This is a genomic window from Paenibacillus typhae, assembly GCF_900099765.1.
GTDB classification, from domain to species: domain Bacteria; phylum Bacillota; class Bacilli; order Paenibacillales; family Paenibacillaceae; genus Paenibacillus_AQ; species Paenibacillus_AQ typhae.
The window spans coordinates 1-17,799 of sequence record NZ_FNDX01000070.1 but is presented as its reverse complement, the minus strand read 5'-3'; the positions used below and the strand labels follow the sequence as shown (position 1 = coordinate 17,799).

The 17,799-nt window shown below is 53.2% G+C and carries 13 protein-coding genes and 1 rRNA gene; 12 read left to right on the top strand and 2 right to left on the bottom strand.

Going from position 1 to position 17,799, the window contains the following annotated elements; all coding sequences use genetic code 11:
* From BLR64_RS29080 to BLR64_RS29030, 11 genes are all read left to right on the top strand, one after another.
* A partial coding sequence (locus BLR64_RS29080) for an IS3 family transposase (RefSeq protein ID WP_167360661.1) occupies nucleotides 1-294 on the top strand: 294 nt, incomplete at its 5' end.
* Between the two features lie 108 nt (nucleotides 295-402).
* On the top strand, nucleotides 403-1,356 hold the full coding sequence (locus BLR64_RS29075; RefSeq protein ID WP_279615495.1) for a glycosyltransferase family 2 protein: 954 nt from the start codon (nucleotides 403-405) through the stop codon (nucleotides 1,354-1,356).
* Nucleotides 1,353-2,753 (top strand): undecaprenyl-phosphate glucose phosphotransferase, encoded by a 1,401-nt coding sequence (locus tag BLR64_RS29070; protein ID WP_090720109.1) that lies wholly within the window; start codon nucleotides 1,353-1,355, stop codon nucleotides 2,751-2,753. Before BLR64_RS29075 ends, BLR64_RS29070 begins: the two co-directional genes overlap by 4 nt.
* Before the next feature lie 98 nt (nucleotides 2,754-2,851).
* A complete protein-coding gene (locus tag BLR64_RS29065; RefSeq protein WP_090720107.1) occupies nucleotides 2,852-3,718 on the top strand; it encodes a phosphatidylinositol-specific phospholipase C/glycerophosphodiester phosphodiesterase family protein in 867 nt (288 codons plus the stop codon).
* A 156-nt stretch (nucleotides 3,719-3,874) separates the two neighbouring features.
* A complete protein-coding gene (gene pcrB, locus BLR64_RS29060; protein ID WP_090720117.1) occupies nucleotides 3,875-4,582 on the top strand; it encodes a heptaprenylglyceryl phosphate synthase in 708 nt (235 codons plus the stop codon).
* Between the two features lie 16 nt (nucleotides 4,583-4,598).
* The gene (gene pcrA / locus BLR64_RS29055; RefSeq protein WP_090720105.1) at nucleotides 4,599-6,962 is read left to right on the top strand and encodes a DNA helicase PcrA; all 2,364 of its coding nucleotides are present in this window, start codon (nucleotides 4,599-4,601) and stop codon (nucleotides 6,960-6,962) included.
* A gap of 317 nt (nucleotides 6,963-7,279) precedes the next feature.
* Entirely contained in the window at nucleotides 7,280-9,292 is a 2,013-nt protein-coding gene (gene ligA, locus BLR64_RS29050; protein ID WP_090720102.1) for an NAD-dependent DNA ligase LigA, read from the top strand.
* 235 nt (nucleotides 9,293-9,527) lie between these two features.
* Entirely contained in the window at nucleotides 9,528-11,249 is a 1,722-nt protein-coding gene (locus BLR64_RS29045) for an alkaline phosphatase (RefSeq protein ID WP_090720100.1), read from the top strand.
* A gap of 12 nt (nucleotides 11,250-11,261) precedes the next feature.
* Nucleotides 11,262-11,981, top strand: a complete 720-nt coding sequence (locus BLR64_RS29040; protein WP_090720098.1) for an ABC transporter ATP-binding protein — start codon at nucleotides 11,262-11,264, stop codon at nucleotides 11,979-11,981.
* Nucleotides 11,978-13,231: an ABC transporter permease gene (locus tag BLR64_RS29035; RefSeq protein WP_090720096.1), complete on the top strand. Its 1,254-nt coding sequence runs from the start codon at nucleotides 11,978-11,980 to the stop codon at nucleotides 13,229-13,231. The genes BLR64_RS29040 and BLR64_RS29035 overlap by 4 nt, the downstream gene beginning before the upstream one ends.
* A gap of 13 nt (nucleotides 13,232-13,244) precedes the next feature.
* The gene (locus BLR64_RS29030; protein WP_244157876.1) at nucleotides 13,245-14,249 is read left to right on the top strand and encodes a hypothetical protein; all 1,005 of its coding nucleotides are present in this window, start codon (nucleotides 13,245-13,247) and stop codon (nucleotides 14,247-14,249) included.
* An 87-nt stretch (nucleotides 14,250-14,336) separates the two neighbouring features.
* On the opposite strand, the gene BLR64_RS29025 is transcribed toward BLR64_RS29030, so the two are convergent.
* Complete coding sequence (locus tag BLR64_RS29025) at nucleotides 14,337-15,611, bottom strand: molybdopterin-dependent oxidoreductase (RefSeq protein ID WP_090720094.1); 1,275 nt, start codon at nucleotides 15,609-15,611, stop codon at nucleotides 14,337-14,339.
* Between the two features lie 208 nt (nucleotides 15,612-15,819).
* On the bottom strand, nucleotides 15,820-17,076 hold the full coding sequence (locus BLR64_RS29020) for an MFS transporter (RefSeq protein WP_090720113.1): 1,257 nt from the start codon (nucleotides 17,074-17,076) through the stop codon (nucleotides 15,820-15,822).
* A 464-nt stretch (nucleotides 17,077-17,540) separates the two neighbouring features.
* Here BLR64_RS29020 and BLR64_RS29015 point away from each other — a divergent pair.
* Nucleotides 17,541-17,799: ribosomal RNA gene (locus tag BLR64_RS29015) — 16S ribosomal RNA — on the top strand; the annotation flags it as partial.

Below are 17,799 nucleotides of genomic sequence, written 5' to 3'. Positions count from 1 at the left end.
GTGCTCCATTCGGACCAAGGCTTTCAGTACACGTCTCAGGCGTACAACACACGATTAGAGGAATTCGGCGTTAAAGGCAGCCACTCTCGCAAAGCAACCTGCCTGGATAATGCGTGCATCGAATCCTTTTTTTCGCACCTCAAGACAGAGAAGTTGTACCTTCACCAGTGTAAGTCAGAAGCCGAAATTCATCAAGCCGTCGAGGAATATATCTACTTCTATAACTACCAGCGGTTCCAGGCGAAACTCAAACAGCGCGCACCAATTGAGTATCGGCACGCGCTGGCTGCTTAGCTTTTTTTATCTGTCTACTTGACAGGGGTATGACCAACTGCCTATCAGGGAGGTTTTTATGTTATAATGTTGTCGATAGATTACTATATTTGTCAGGAGCGTAGTGAAGTGAATGTAGATGTAAGTATTTTAATTCTCAATTACAACACCTGCCGCCTGACGATGGACTGTATCAGGTCGGTGTATGAGTCCGATACGAACTTTTCCTATGAGATTATATTAATAGATAATAACTCGCATGATGATTCAGTTGAGAAGATTAGCAGGGAATTTCCGGGTGTAACGCTGATTGCGAACAAGGAAAATGTGGGGTTTGCGCGCGGTAACAACCAGGGGATGGAGGTCGCATCCGGACGTTATGTGCTGCTGCTGAACTCGGATACGGTGATCCGCAGGGATACGCTGGAGACAATGGTTTCTTTTATGGATACCCGTCCTGATTTGGGGGCTTCGGGCTGCAAGGTGATTCTGCCGGATGGCTCGCTCGATAAGGCCTGCAAGAGAGGGTTCCCGACACCAGCGGCCTCTTTTTATTATGCTTTTGGCTTCAGCAGGCTGTTCCCGGACAAACCCAGATTCAACGGTTACCAGTTAGGATACCTGGACCCAGATAAGGCGTATCCCGTTGATTGCCTTGTTGGGGCGTTCATGCTGGTCCGGCGGGAAACGATTGATAGAGTAGGCGGGCTGGATGAGACCTTTTTTATGTACGGTGAGGACCTGGACTGGTGCTACCGGATAAAAGAAGCGGGCTGGGGGATTTATTATTATCCGCAGACTTCTATCATTCATCTGAAGGGCGGAAGCGCCCGGCGCAGACCGTTCAAGATCGTGTATGAGTTTCACAGGGCGATGATCTTATTCCACCGCAAGCATTATAGCAGGCAGTATAGCAGTATAATTAACGGAACGGTATATGCCGGAGTTGCTGTCAAGTTTATGCTGTCCCTTGCCGTTAATGCCCTGCGGGCGCCGCGTCCGGTATCCACTCCGGCACAGAGTCTTACAGCTTCCGCAGAAGCGGGACCACAAGTTGAACCGAAGGCCGAGGTGAGATTATGATCCGCCGTAATCAGAAGTTTTTGACCCAGCTGTACATGGTTGCTGACTTTCTGGTAATCCAGCTGTCCTTTCTGGCAGCCTGGTGGCTGAAGTTCCGCAGCGGCTGGCTGGAGTCCTATAATACGCTCCCGGTGGAATCTTATGCTTATTGGAGCATCATGTACGGTGCAATTTCTGTACTGATCGGGATTGTACTCTCTCTTTATCTGCCGAAGCGCAAGAAGCGTTTTGTGGATGAATTTCTGAAGATCTTCCAGGTGCATGTGATGGCCATCTTCATCCTGCTTGGTGTAATGTTCTTTCTGAAGGAAATTGACGTTTCCCGCCAATACCTGGCTATTTATATGGGCTTTAATATTTTGTCCATTATGCTGTACCGCTATGTGCTCAAGACAATGCTGAAATCCTTGCGTGAAAAAGGCCATAACCGCCAGTTCGTGCTGATTATCGGCGCAGGCTCGCTGGGCAGAAGATTTTATAATAACCTGGTCCAGTACCCGGAGCTCGGCTATGAAACCATTGGCTTTCTGGATGACTTCCATAAGTGGGACGGGATCGAGGAGCAGCGCTACAAACCGATTCTGGGAACAGTGGATGAGCTGTCCGGTATCCTTGATATGCTTCCGGTGGATGAGGTGATTCTGGCCCTGCCGCTGGATGCCCATTCTAAATATCCTGCCATCATTGCTGCCTGCGAAAAGGCGGGTGTGCGGACGCTGATCATCCCTGATTTCTTCGACTACCTGCCGGCACGGCCGTACTTCGATAATTTTGCAGGAATGCCAATGATTAACGTGCGTGATATTCCGCTGGATATGGCCGGTAACCGGCTGGCCAAACGGGCGTTTGATATTGTCTTTTCGCTGTTCGCCATCGTTATGCTGTCTCCGGTTATGCTGATTGTGGCACTGGGTGTGCGAATTACATCGCCGGGACCGGTCATCTTTAAGCAGGAGCGGGTGGGGCTTAACCGCCGCAATTTCATGATGTATAAATTCCGTTCGATGAAGATGCAGACCGATGCTGAAGTGGACACAGGCTGGAGCACCAAAGATGATCCGCGCCGCACCCGGTTCGGGACGTTTATCCGCAGAACAAGCCTGGATGAGCTTCCGCAGTTTTTTAACGTGCTGTTCGGCCAGATGAGTGTGGTGGGCCCGCGCCCGGAGCGTCCGTATTATGTGGAGCAGTTCCGCGGCGAGATTCCCAAGTATATGGTCAAGCATCATGTGCGTCCGGGGATTACCGGGTGGGCACAGAGCAACGGTCTGCGCGGGGATACCTCGATCGAGGACCGGATCAAGCATGACATCTTTTATATCGAGAACTGGTCGCTGCTGTTCGATATCCGCATTATTTTCCGGACGATCCGCAACGGCTTCAAAAATGCCTATTAATTTTATAACGATTCCATAGAAACGGTTGCCATCCTTGCTATAAGGCCACAGCCGTTTTTGCTTTTTCTACTCTGATTAATGCAAAGGAACCCTACTACATGGATAAAAGAAAATGGACTGCATATCTCATCATGGCTGCTGCCCTCAGCCTGCTGCTTGTGATTACATTATGGCCCCAGAAGGAGGAGCCGGCTGCCGGTTTTGCTGCCCATAAGGTTATTGCCCATGCGATGGGCGGAATTAATAATCATACGTATACGAATACGCTTGATGCTTTTGTTGCCAACTACGAGCAGGGTACACGCGTGTTTGAAGCGGATCTGCTGCTCACTACCGATGATAGGCTGGTTGCCCGCCATGAATGGACCGGCAATATGAGCCGGCTGCTGGGTCAGCTGGAGGTGCTTCCGGCCGCCAGGCAGGGTGTCGTGCTCAGCTACGAGGAAGTGATGGACAGCCCGATCCTGACGCTCTACTCTCCGCTCGATATCGACAAAATTATGGATCTGCTGGTTGCTTATCCGGATGCCTACATTGTGACCGATACGAAGGAGCTTGAGCCGGAGCTCGTAACCAGGCAGTTTGAACACATTGTTGAAGCGGCTAACCGCAAGGACCCTGCGCTGCTCTCACGGATTGTGCCTCAGATCTACAGCCGTGATATGCTTGATGTGGTGAGGAAGGTCTATGCATTTCCTGAAGTGATTTTTACATTATATCAGTCCTACGACAGCGACGAACAAGTAGTTGAGTTTGCCCGGGAGACCGGTGTGGAGATTACGATGCCGGTAACTAGAGCGACCAAGAGCTTCGTCCGTAAGCTCAAGCAAGCCGGAGCACGCGTCTATGTGCATACTGTTAACGATGAAGAGGAGATCACGAAGCTGTCCCGGATGGGTGTAGACGGCTTTTATACGGATTTTGTCTCTGAGGAGGACTTAAGCCGGATGCGGGGTGTACGCTGAAAAAGCGGATGAGTCTACATTGAGGGAGATAGAGGTATAAATTCCAGCCGTATTTTTGCCAAATGAGCTTGGTGAACAGACGGTTATATACTATAATTAAAAAGCGAAAAAACGTTCGTATTTTTGAAGGGTAAGGATGGACGACGGATGAATGAAATGCGGCAATTTATACAGCCGTGGCGGCATGTATTTAAGCTGGACCCGGACCGCGAGCTCGGGGATAGGGAACTGGATGCCATTTGCCGGTCCGGAACCGATGCCATTCTGGTAGGAGGCTCTACCGGACTGACCTATGAGAATACCGCCGGACTGCTCTCAAGGCTGCGGAGCTATGAGCTCCCCTGTGCGCTGGAGGTTTCCGAGCTTGAGGCAGCTGTCCCTGGTTTTGATGTATACATGATACCCATGGTGCTGAATACACCGGACACGGACTGGATTCTCGGTCATCACCGCAGAGCCATAGAGCGCTTTGGCAGTCTGATCCCGTGGGAAATGGTGCTGACGGAAGGATACATTGTATTAAATGAAGATTCCTCTGTGGCCAGGCTGACAAACGCAGACAGCAGGTTAAGCGCCCGTGCCGCAGCTGCATATGCGGAAATTGCAGACAAGCTGATGGGGCTTCCGGTCGTTTACCTTGAATACAGTGGAATGTTTGGCGATATGGACGTTGTCCGGGAAGTGAGAGAGTCGGTAGAGCACAGCCAGCTTTTTTATGGCGGCGGTATTACCGGCGCAGCTGAGGCTGAACAGGCAGCAGCTCTTAGCGATACTGTCGTTGTCGGCAATATTATATACCGTGATGTACAGCAGGCGCTGCTTACTGTGCAGGCCGTTAAGAAGACACTGAAGACAACTATTTGAAAGGAGCATGCCACCCATGCAACTTATTAATATACAGGATGCCGTAAGCCGGCTCAATCCTCCGCAGCGTAAGGCTGTAGAAACGACTGAAGGGCCGCTTTTGATTATGGCCGGAGCGGGCAGCGGCAAGACCCGGGTGCTTACCCACCGGATCGCCTGGCTGATTGCGAACCGTTTAGCCCCGCCGTGGGCGATTCTGGCGATAACTTTTACGAATAAGGCGGCCCGCGAGATGCAGGAGCGTGTCTCCAAGCTGGTAGGCGAGGAGGGGCGGGATATCTGGGTATCCACCTTCCACTCCATGTGTGTGCGTATTCTGCGCAAGGATATTGAACGGATCGGCTTCACCTCGAATTTTTCCATTCTTGATTCTTCCGACCAGCTGTCTGTTATCCGCAACTGCATGAAGGATCTGAACATCGACACCAAGAAATTTGAGCCGAAGGCAGTACAGGCAGTCATCAGTACGGCGAAGAATGAACTCGTAACACCGGTGCAGTATGAGCAGAAGATCGGCGATTATTTTGAAGGCCTTGTGGCAAAAGTATACACCAAGTACCAGCAGCGGCTCAGAAGCAACAACTCGCTGGATTTCGATGACCTCATTATGAAGACGATCCAGCTGTTTAAGGAAGTTCCTGAGGTGCTGGATTTCTACCAGAAGAAATTCAAGTACATTCATGTCGATGAGTATCAGGATACGAACCGTGCGCAGTACATGCTCTGCCGGATGCTGGCCGACGGCCACCACCGGATCTGTGTGGTCGGGGACAGCGACCAGTCGATTTACCGCTGGCGCGGAGCGGATATTACGAACATTCTGAATTTTGAAGAGGACTATCCGGAAGCAACCACCATTCTGCTGGAGCAGAACTACCGCTCGACCTCGAACATTCTGAATGCAGCCAACGGCGTTATCGCCCTGAATACAGGCCGTAAACCGAAGAAGCTATGGACGGATTCGGAGGAGGGGCCCAAGATCAAGGTATTCCGCGGCGACAGCGAGCATGATGAGGGGTACTTCGTCACCGGAGAGATCAGCAAGAACGTCAAGCAGGGACAGGCGTACCAGAATCATGCCATTCTGTACCGTACCAATGCCCAGTCCCGTGTAATAGAAGAAATTCTGATCAAATCGGATATTCCGTACCAGATTGTCGGCGGGATCAAGTTCTACGACCGTAAAGAAATCAAGGACCTGCTCGCCTATCTGCGTCTCTTATCCAACCCGGATGATGATATCAGCCTGGCGCGCATTATCAATGTGCCTAAGCGCGGACTCGGGGATACTACTCTTGGCAAGCTGGCTGTGGCGGCGGCAGAACGCAATGTCTCGATTTTCCGGGTGCTGCAGACAGTGGATGATCTCGGCTTTGCCGGCCGGACGCGCAATGCGCTGGTAGAATTCTATGACATGATTGAAGCGCTGCACCGGATGGTGGAGTTCCTGTCTGTGACCGAGCTTACCGAGAAAATATTGGAGCTGTCCCAGTACCGGCTGGAGCTGCAAAATGAGAATACGCTGGAATCCCGCGCCCGGCTGGAAAATATTGACGAGTTCCTGTCCGTGACGATGGAGTTTGAGAAGAATAATGAAGACAAGTCGCTGGTCTCCTTCCTGACGGATCTGGCGCTGATCGCGGATATTGACAGCATGAACAACGACGAAGAGGACCGCAGCGATGCGGTTGTGCTGATGACGATGCACAGCGCCAAAGGTCTGGAGTTCCCGACGGTATTCATCATCGGCATGGAGGAGGGCGTGTTCCCGCACAGCCGTGCCTTCCAGGACAATGATGAACTGGAAGAGGAACGCCGGCTGGCGTACGTAGGCATTACGCGCGCAGAGAAGCAGCTGTTCCTCAGCTGTGCAAGAATGCGCACGCTGTTCGGGCGGACGACGGCCAACCCGCCGTCCCGCTTCCTGGAGGAGATTCCGGAGGAGCTGAAGGAAGACACCGTCCGTGAATCGGACCGCTTCCGGCGCGGAGGCGCGGAGGTAGGCGGTGCCTATGGCGGCCGCGGCTTCGGCGGCGGCGGCCGGGGGAACTTCGGCGGCCGCGCCACAGGCGGCGCCGGCACTTCGCCGGCTGGCGGGCAAAGCGCCAGCCTGGGCGGCAGTACCGCGTCCGCTGTCCCGGGGACAGGACGCGTTACGGTGACGACCGGCAGCGGCGCGCAGCGCGCTACGGGAGGGGCTGCGGCGGCGGCCGGTGAATTCAAGGCCGGCGACAAGGTGGCCCACGGCAAATGGGGCACCGGCACCATTGTGTCCGTGAAGGGCACCGGCAACGATACGGAGCTGCAGATTGCTTTTCCGGCGCCGGTTGGCGTGAAGCGGCTGCTTGCCGGATTCGCACCGATTACCAAAGTCGAGTAACCGGCAGGGTTAGCACAAGCGATTATGGAAAATAAAGAGATATAGAAGTGTCGTTCTCTTGCTATATAGATTGAACTTGTAAGTTAAGTTAAGTTAAGGGGAAAGTGGCGGAGGGGAATTTTGGAACTGGAGGAGCGGTAGCGACCGCCTTGTCTGCGGATTTCAACCGCGAACAGCGGTATAATTGAAGAAATCTGCAGACAACAGCGGCCGGAAGTCCAAATATTCTCTGGAGTCACGGCTATCCCAAACATAAAAATCATTAGTTCAATCTATTTAGATAAGATACAATCCTTATAACGGAGGGATATGCCCGGATGGACGTTATGCATACCATGGAAGAGCTTGTTGCTGAGCTGAATAAATACAATTATCACTATTACACCCTGGATGCCCCGTTAGTCAGCGACAAGGAGTATGATGTGCTTTACGACAAGCTTGTTCAGCTTGAGGCAGAGAGCGGCCTTGTGCTTCCTGACTCCCCGACTCAGCGGGTTGGAGGTGAACTGCTGAAGGGCTTCACCCCGCACCGGCACCTTGCTCCCCTGTGGAGCCTGGATAAGGCACAGAATATTGAACAGCTGCGGAGCTGGAATGCCCGTGTACTGAAGCTGGTGAATGACTATAACACCAAAAATCCGGACAACCCGCTGCCTGAGCCCTGCTATGCGGTGGAGCTGAAATTCGACGGATTGACGCTTAATCTGACCTATCAGGACGGCAGGCTGGTCCAGGCTGCAACCCGGGGCAACGGGGTAACCGGTGAAGGCATCCTTGCCCAAGTCAAGACGATCAAGTCGGTGCCGCTCACTATTCCCTTTAAGGAAGGGCTGATCGAAGTCCAGGGTGAAGGGATTATGAATCTGTCGGTGCTGGCAGATTACAATACACGGGCAGCCGAGCCGCTGAAGAATGCGCGCAACGGGGCTGCGGGGGCACTGCGCAACCTGAATCCGAAGACGACTGCAGAGCGCAGGCTGAACGCTTTCTTTTATAACGTGGGTTATGCCGAAGGCGTGCAGTTTGCCGATCATCAGCAGATGATGGATTTTCTGCGGACCAACCAGTTTAAGGTGAATCCTTATCTTACCTATTTCGATAGATTCGATGACGTGACCGAGCAGCTGGCGGAGATTGAAGAGCAGCGTGCCGGTCTGGATTACCTCATTGACGGTGCAGTTATCAAGGTAACGGACTTCCGGATCCGCGAAGCATTGGGCTACACGGATAAGTTCCCGCGCTGGGCGGTAGCTTACAAGTTCGAGGCGGAAGAAACGACGACCATTCTGGAATCGGTCAGCTGGAATGTGGGGCGCACCGGCAAGGTGACTCCACTGGCCCGTGTCGAAGCCGTAGAGCTTGCCGGCGTTACCGTGCAGAACTGCACCCTTAATAATATTGGCGACATCGAACGCAAAAACCTCAAGCATGCGCTGGGAACCCGCGTCTTCATCCGCCGCTCCAATGATGTCATTCCGGAAATTCTCGGCAAGGTAACCGAAGAGAGTGACGGCGGGGAGATTATTTTCCCTGAGAGCTGTCCTGCCTGCGGCTTCCCGCTGGAAATGCGCGGAGCGCATCTGTTCTGCAACAACAAGCTGGACTGCAAGCCGCAGATTGTCAGCCGGATCACCCATTTCGCCTCCCGGGATGCGATGGACATAGAGACCTTCAGCGAAAAAACCGCCGGCCAGCTGCATGAGGAGCTGAATGTGCGGGAGCCGGCTGATTTATACGAGCTGACCTTTGAACAGCTGGTCAAGCTGGACCGCTTCGGCGAGAAGAAGGCCGATAATCTGCTCAAAGCGCTTGAGGAGAGCAAGGGCCGGGATCTCGCATCCTTCCTCTACGCGCTGGGCATTCCGAACACAGGCAAGGCAACCACCCGGATGCTGGCCGAGCATTACCGCAGCCTGGAGGCTGTTATGAACGCAACCGCCGAAGAGCTGTCCGGTCTGCCGGATATCGGCGGAATTGTGGCGGAGAGCATCGTGAGCTTCTTCGCGGATCCTTTTGTAGTGGTGGGCATTAACCGTATGCTGGAGCTGGGTGTGCAGGCCAAAGCGCCGGAAGCGCCGCGCCAGGTCAGTACCGATTCCTTCTTCAGCGGCAAGACGGTTGTCCTGACCGGTTCCCTGCAGAAGCTGACCCGCGAGGAGGCGGCCGAGCGGCTGGAGGCACTGGGAGCCAAGGTGTCCGGCAGCGTATCCAAGAAGACAGATCTGGTCATTGCCGGCGGAAAGGCAGGCAGCAAGCTGGCCAAAGCCCAGCAGCTCGGCATTCAGGTCATCGAGGATGAAGAAGAGCTGATCCGACTGCTGGAGCTGTAAGCAGCTTTAAACCAACCGGAAAAATAGCAGAACCATTGAGTCCTGTAATCCCACTGTTAAGCAGGGGGATGCAGGGCTCTTTTTTTTTACAAACGCTACCTTTCCCTGCATGAAAAGCAGCAAGAAATATATGAACAAATGATAATTTAATACAACCGATTACTTATTTTGACAATTGGTTAACCTTTCCGAGCTAAGCTATGGTAAGAATCACCATAAGGAGGAAGGGTATACAATGAACAAGCTGATGAAGGGCATCTTTTTTGGAGGATTGGCAGCAGCTGTAGTTTCAGGGGCAACACTTGCCGGAGCAGCGCAGGGGACAACGAACACAGGGGGAGCGGCAAACGCTAAGTCCAAAAATCTTATCGTGCTGATTGGCGACGGTATGGGCCCGGCCCAGATTTCGGCGGCAAGATATTTTCAGCAGTACACCAAGGGTATCAGTCATCTGAATATCGATCCTTATTACGTAGGACAGGCTACTACATATGCAGACCGCGGTGAAGACGGCGGGAAGATTGTATCCGGTATCGTTACGGACTCCGCTTCAGCCGGTACGGCCTTTGCCACAGGACACAAAACCTACAACGCAGGCATCAGCGTATCCAATGAGGATGTATCCAGGCCCTTTGCCTCCATCATTGAAGCTGCCGAAAGTACGGGCAAAGCAACAGGACTCGTAACCACGGCGCGTATCACCCACGCTACACCAGCCGTTTATGCCTCCCATGTCCGCAACCGAGATAATGAATCGGCAATTGCCTCGCAGTATCTGGAGAGCGGTGTGGATGTGCTGATGGGCGGCGGAAAGCAGTTTTTTGTAACGAAGGAAGAGAAGGGCAAGCGTACGGACAAGAGCCTTATCCCTGACTTCAAAGCCAAGGGTTACACTGTGGTTGAGAATGCATCTGCTTTAAACGCGCTCACCTCCAAAAATACCAAGGTGCTCGGACTGTTCGGCAGCTCTCATGTAGCTTATGTTCCGGACCGGACGGCAGAAACACCGAGTCTTGCAGCCATGACCTCCAAGGCGCTGAATATTTTATCAACCGACAAGGATGGCTTTGTCATGATGATTGAAGGCGGACGTATTGACCATGCCGGTCATGCCAACGATCTGCCGACGCTCGTCCAGGAGGCGCTCGACTTCGACGCCGCATTTAAGACAGCGATTGATTTTGCCAAGAAAAACGGTAACACCTCCGTCGTAGTCACAGCAGATCATGAGACAGGCGGCCTGTCCCTTTCACGCGATAACATTTATGAGATCAATATTGATCTGTGGAATAAGCAGAAGCATTCCTCCGAAAGCCTGGCGGCGGCTCTTGAAGCAGCGCAGACACCGGAAGAAATCCGCAGTATTGTAACAACAAATACCTGGATTACGGATCTTACTGATGAAGAGGTTACCCAGATTATGAATGGGGACGGCTCCTCGTACAAACGCGAAGGTGCGTACAACGCGGTCATTTCCAAACGCCTGCTCGTCGGCTGGTCCGGTCACGGGCACTCGGCGGTAGATGTCGGAGTCTGGGCATACGGGCCGATCGCGGACAAGGTAAAGGGCCAGGTGGACAATACGCAGATTGCCACAGCAGGTGCCGGTATTCTGGGTCTGGACCTCAACAAGCGTTCAGCTGAGCTGCAGTCCAAATATCTGTATCCTAAGTTTAAAATCAGCCGCGACAACGAAGTGCTCTATCCGGCCGAAGCTTTGGCCAAAGCGCTTGGAGGGACGTATAAAGGCGATGCCTCCGCCGCGAGACTGGCGCTGAAGAACAATACCATTGATGTCAGCCTGACAGACAAAACAGCCAAGCTTAACGGCAAGGCGGCGGCATATACAGTAGATGTTGATAATGGCGTACTGTACCTCCCGCTCACGGCATTCAATCAGCTGACAGGTACAACCCTGAAATGGGATGCATTGTCCGAACGGCTTGTCCTGAGATAGGAGTGTGACCGGGTGCTTCAGATTCGGGAGGTAAAAAAACAGTTCAAGGTTGACGGAAGACCGGTGCCGATTCTGGATATCCCTGAGTGGAATGTGGAAAAAGGAGAGCGTGTAGCGATTACCGGACCCAGCGGGTCCGGTAAAAGCACGCTTTTGCACCTGGTCAGCGGAATCCTCCGGGCGGACAGCGGCAGCATTATAGTGGACGGCCAGCCGCTTCACGAGCTGGCGGAGGCCAAACGTGATGCTTTCCGTGCTTCCCGCATCGGCTATGTGCTGCAGGACTTTCATCTGATTCCGTCCCTGACGGCACGGCAGAATATCGAGATTGCGATGACTGCAAGGCTCACATCCAAGGAGCGCAGACGTGTCGTGGACGGCTGGCTGGAGCAGGTAGGACTTGCGGACCGCAGCCAGCACCGGCCTTCCCAGCTGTCGCGCGGCCAGCAGCAGCGGATAGCCATTGTCCGGGCGCTGGTGAATCAGCCTCCGCTTCTGCTGGCTGATGAGCCTACCGGGAGCCTGGACTGGGAGACCGCGGATGAAATATCCGCTCTTTTGCTTGAGCTCAGCATTGCGCACGGACATACGCTGATCGTTGTCACCCATGACCTCAATATGGCGGGCCGTTTTCCGCATTGCCTGAATATTCAGGATGTGAACACCGTCCGCCGGGAAGCAATGCCGCTGCAGCGGCACAGCTCTGGGATAAGGGAGGGAGCAACAGTATGAGCCTGTTCAGACTGACGCTGCGCAACGTGCTGCACCGGCGTTTCCTGTCTCTGCTCACTGTCTGCGCTGTTGCCGTAACCGTAGGTTTTATTGTACTGCTTACCTTGTCCCGTGAAAGTGTGGAACAGGGGGCCAAAAAGGGCTACGGCCCTTTTGACCTTGTCATCGGAGCGGCGGGCAGTGAAACTCAGCTGGTGCTCAATACCTTTTACCATATCGGTGCCCCTACCGGAAATATTCCGCTTGCCGCTTTGGATCAGGCCAAACAGGATCAGTCTGTGGCTGAAGCGTATGCGATGACAACGGGAGACAACTATAAGGGGTTTCCGATCGTAGGGCTGGAGTCAGGGTACTTCTTTACAAGATACGGCGGTGCCAGATTGCAGGAAGGCTCCATGTATGCCCATACCGGTGACACCATTGTCGGTTCATATGTTGCCAAGTCGCTGGGGCTGAAGGTAGGAGACACCTTTTCGGGAGCGCACGGACTTGTACAGGAGGAAGGCCTTGAATCTGCGGAGGCTGAGCATGGTGAAGAACATGAAGAGCATGGAGAAGAGCATGGAGAAGGGCATGATGAAGATCACGCCCACGGCAGCTTCCGCTACACCGTAACCGGTATCCTTCCTGAGCTCCATACCCCGGATGACCGTGCCGTATTTACAACGGTAGACTACGCCTGGGCTGTGCATGGACTTGCGCCAGAAGACAGGGAGATTACAGCAGTATTAGTAAAGCCGGCAAGTCTGCTTGGAGCCCACAACCTGAAGCAGGAGCTTGACGGTTCTGACGGAGTCCAGGCAGTATACACAAGCAAGGCCGTATCCGATGTATTGAATGCAGTGGATCAAGGCTCCAGGCTGCTCGGTGTGCTAACGGCAATTTGTGTGCTGCTGGCCGGGATTTCGATCTTATTATCGCTGATTGCCGCAGCCGGTGAACGTACCAAGGATGTCGGACTATTGCGTCTTCTGGGTAAATCAAGGGGTTATGTATGGCTGACCTTGACCTGTGAAGGCCTGCTGGTTACGGCCACCGGGCTGATCGCCGGCCTGCTGCTCGGTCATCTTGGCGCTTACCTGCTGAAGGATGCGCTGTTCGCACAAGCGGGCATCCAGATTCAGCCCTACCACTGGACACCGGAGCACTGGCTGATTGCATTAGGCGCTATTGCCATTGGTCTGCTGTCCTCTCTCGGCCCGGCGTTCCGGATGTACCGGATGCATCCGCTTGCACTGTTCAAATCATAGGAGGTACACCCATTTGATACGATTACAGAAAAGGCTGTTCCCCGCGCTGGCAGCATTGCTGGGCATGCTGCTGCTCCAGGCATGCGGGCAGAATACGGCGGCTGATGGGGAAGGGGAATCCTTTGCTGCGGTAGCGGAAGTTCCGGCTCAATCAGGCATACCTGCATCTGCACAAGCGAGTCCGGTTGTGCAGATGCAGGCCGCAACAGCGGAGGCCTCAGCTGCGCCTCCGGCAGAACGGCTATCTGCTACAGCCCTGCCGGCCGTAAGCAGCTCCCCTGCTCCCGGTAATTCCGGTGATGGTGACGTAGTCCGGCAGAAGGAATCGGCAGCACCGAACGCAGAACCAGCAGGTGTTATAGCTGACCGGCAGAGCGGCAAGCCCGGAGCGGCGGCAGCTGATAACGCCGTTCCGGGGACATCCGAGCCGTCGGTTCGTCCGTCTTCGGCTGCAGCTGTTACACCGAAGCCTGTCCGGCAGCCCGGCGGCTCTATTCCAGTTACACCAGCACCTGCGCCTGTGACGCAGCCAAAGAGCACTGGTGCTGGCGAGAGTGGTAGCGGTGGCGTGGAGCAGCCAGGTCATTCTGCACCTGTTCCATCAGCAAGCCCTTCTCAGGTAGCAGCTGCTATCCCGACAGAGGGGGCCCATGCAGGGCTTGCCTCTATTGACTGGAACGGTTTCTTTGATGGCAGTGACCAGACGCGGCCCTCAGAGCATTTCTGGGACCTTAGCGGCAGCAAGGTCAAAATAAAGGGCTTTATGGGTGAGGTCCTTTCCTTTGAAAAGAACTGGTTTCTGCTTATTCCCGAGCCGGGGGCAGAATGCCCCTTCGATAACGGGGATGAAACCTACTGGAACAAAATCATGATTGTTTTTGTGCCCGGAGGCGACAAGCTCCGTTATACTTCCGGCCCCCTTGAGATAACGGGGCGTCTGGATGTGGGCATCAAGATTGACGAATCAGGCTACAAAACAATGTTCCGGCTGTACGACGCCTCCTTCAAGAGTCTTTGAATCAAATTAAGTGTTACGGAAAACGCAAGTAGCCTCTGCCCTTTACAGGGAGCAGAGGCTACTTGCGTCCGGTCTATAATCCTTGCGTCATACCCGTCTGGCACCGGGCAGCCAGGCGTCCTTATCGTATCCTCGCTGTTCCCAGTATCCGACGTGATCTTCGGCAATTAATTCAATCCGGTTGAGCCATTTAACCGATTTGTAGGCGTACATCTGCGGAGTCACCAGCCGCACCGGTCCCCCGAGCTGATTCGGAATCGGCAAGCCGTCATGCATTACTGCTACCATTACATCTTCCATGCGGGCCTGCGGCAATGTCAGGGAATCAGTGTAGACGCCGTCGCCGGAATACAGCTTGACCATTACAGCTTCCTTTTTTACTCCTGCCATATCCAGCAGCTTGGATAAAGGGAGGCCCTCCCATGTGTTTTTATATACAGACCAGCCGGTCACACAGTGAAAATCACTGACCTGCACCTCGCGCTGCAGCTTAACGAACTCTTCCCAGGTCCAGGTGAACGGTTGGTCAACCAGTCCATCAATCGTAAAGGACCAGTTCGAGTTATCAAATGCCGGAATATCGGTTACCGTGTATACCCGGAAGCTGCCCTCTGCACCGCCGCCGATGGGCGGAGAAGAATCAGCCAGCGGCACAGGATCGGGAATAAGGGTATTGGCGTTATCGGCCGCATAATCTGCAGTGCCGGGCAGCTGGAGAGACTTGCCGATCCACCGGACAAAGGTCGGGCCGACGGTAACGGCCAGGCCTGCCCCGACTGCAAGCTTGATGAAGCCGCGCCGTGTGTATACAGGCTGGGGAGTACTGACGGCTGCGGGCTGCTTTATATCCGTTATAGTGCCGGAGCCAGCAGGACTTCGTGTTTCTGCAACGATTGAACGTTTCCGGGGCTCCTTGAGCCATTTCACCCGCGTAATGGAATGATAGATGATAACGGGCAGTCCGACCCAGGTGAGCAGGTCATGAATCCAAAGCGCCGCATTCGCTGCTCTTGGTCCAGCAAGCCTGAACTGCCATAGCACAATCCCTGATGCAAGCCAGCCGATAAGGAGGACAAGTACAAAGATAACATTTGTCTTTTGTCCCGTTTTCCCGTCCAGCCTTTTCCAGTGCTTGGCGGCAAGCAGCAGATAATAGATAACGGGAATAAGCAGCGCCAGCCCAAGGACAATGTGTGCCCATTTCAGCCATACTCTGCCCTCACCCAATACCTCGCGCCAAAAGCCGCCCACCAGCAGCAATCCGCTCACCGCCAGAAACAGTACAAGCCAGGCGTTCCACCGGTGAATCGAAACAAGCTTCTTGCCGTATCCTTTCCGGATATTAGCCAGCATCTTTCTCAATGGATATTCCTCCTTCAGCGTTCGAAGCCACCAGTTAGTTCAAGTTTGAATTAATTAATTGTACCGCAAAAATACGCCGTTGAATAATCTCCCTTTTATGTTGAGCTGTACATTCGAAAATCCGGGAAAAGGGATTAAAAAGCCCAGCCTGCTCTTGTCTGGAGAAGGTTGGGCAGTTTAGAAAATTTGGATTTTGCAAGGCGAAATGTTATTCAGCGGCCCATTGCTCCAGCTTCTTGTCACCCGGAAGCAGGAGTGCGACCAGTCCGAGCAGCGGCAGGAAGCCGCAGGCTACAAACACAGTGGTAATATCGGTGTGATCTATCAGTTTGCCGATGACCAAGGAGCCGATGCCGCCAAGACCAAAAGCCAGTCCGGTAATCAGACCTGAAACGGTACCGATATTTCCCGGATACAGCATCTGTGCGTAGACTACGGTTACTGAAAAGCTGGACAGCAGTACAAAACCGGAGATAATCAGCAGCACAGCTGCCCAAAAGGCATTGGCGAACGGAAGAATAAGGGCGAGCGGCACTGTACCTACCATAGAGAGCAGAATGAGATTACGGCGTCCGAAACGGTCAGCAAGCGGTCCCCCAAAAAAGGTGCCAACCGCTCCCGCAGCCAGATACAAAAAGATATATATTTGGGCGCTATCAAGTTCCATGCCGTAATGATCCATTAGATAGAAAGCATAATATCCCCCGATCGAAGCCCCGTACCAGGAACGTACGAATACAATAAACACCAGAATAACGGTGGCCATAAATACCGCTTTGCGGCGTGCAGGGTCAATGGTGCCTGTTGAGGATTTCTTGCGGAACGTATACCCGGCATTCAGCATTCCGCGGTACCACCGGGCGACATAAGTCTGAATAACAATTCCGGCGGCGGCAAAAAGAGTGAACCCGAGCGCCCCGATCTGCCCGAAAGGAATGAATACTCCGTAGTTCAACAGAGGACCCAGAGCCTGCCCCGCGTTTCCGCCGACCTGAAAGATCGACTGTGAGAGACCTTTACGCTGTCCTGCCGCCATATGCGCCACTCTCATACCTTCAGGGTGGAAAGCGGCGGATCCCAGTCCAACAAATATAATAGAGATGATCACCAGAGGATAGCTGTCAGCAAAGGCCAGAAGAAAAACCCCTGCAAATGTACAGCACATGCCGAGCGGCAGCAGTATAGGTCTGGGTTTACGGTCAGCGGCAAACCCGATCACCGGCTGAATCAGGGATGAGGTAATATTCAAGGCAAAGGCGAGCCAGCCGATCTGGGTGAATGACAGGAGCAGATTATCCTTAAGCGTAGGGAACAGCGCCGGGATTACCGCCTGAATGGAATCGTTAAAAAGATGAACAAAGCTGATGGCCAGCAGAATCCTGTATATAGTGGCCTGCTGTTGATTGCGCTGCTCCTTGGTCTCAAGAGCAGGTGCAGGAACGCCCTGCCTGACGTTAGTATTCATTGAAACTCCTTTCCATACTTCCATAGGAAAATAATAAGAGGATTTCTGCAGAAGCAGTACAGGTTCTATTGTAGCCACTCTTAGGGCATCCGGGAATCAAATTATGCTGAGCAGCTGATGTAAATGTGCTTGAAAGTTATTTTGTAAAAAAAGCTTGCATTCATTTTAACGGCATGATATATTATCTCTTGTGCTTATGAGACATCGACGCCGAGCAAACGGGCTTAGAAAAAATAAGTTGACAAGAAACAAAGAAACATGATATGATCTAATTCCGGTCGCGAAAACGAATGTTGAATGCCGGAAGCAAGTTCTTTGAAAACTGAACAAATGGAACGCGTTAATTTTTACAAGATTCATTAAATGAATCGTCAGTTTCAAAATGAGCGAATCGCTCTTTTCGATAGTTTTCGGATGGTTATTTCCTTGGAGTGATTCGGGTGGAGTGACCGCCCGGAAAAACCTTATTGGAGAGTTTGATCCTGGCTCAGGACGAACGCTGGCGGCGTGCCTAATACATGCAAGTCGAGCGGAGTTTATTCTTCGGGATAAGCTTAGCGGCGGACGGGTGAGTAACACGTAGGCAACCTGCCCCTTAGCCTGGGATAACTACCGGAAACGGTAGCTAATACCGGATAATCCCTTTCCTCGCCTGAGGGAAGGATAAAAGGCGGAGCAATCTGCTGATAAGGGATGGGCCTGCGGCGCATTAGCTAGTTGGTG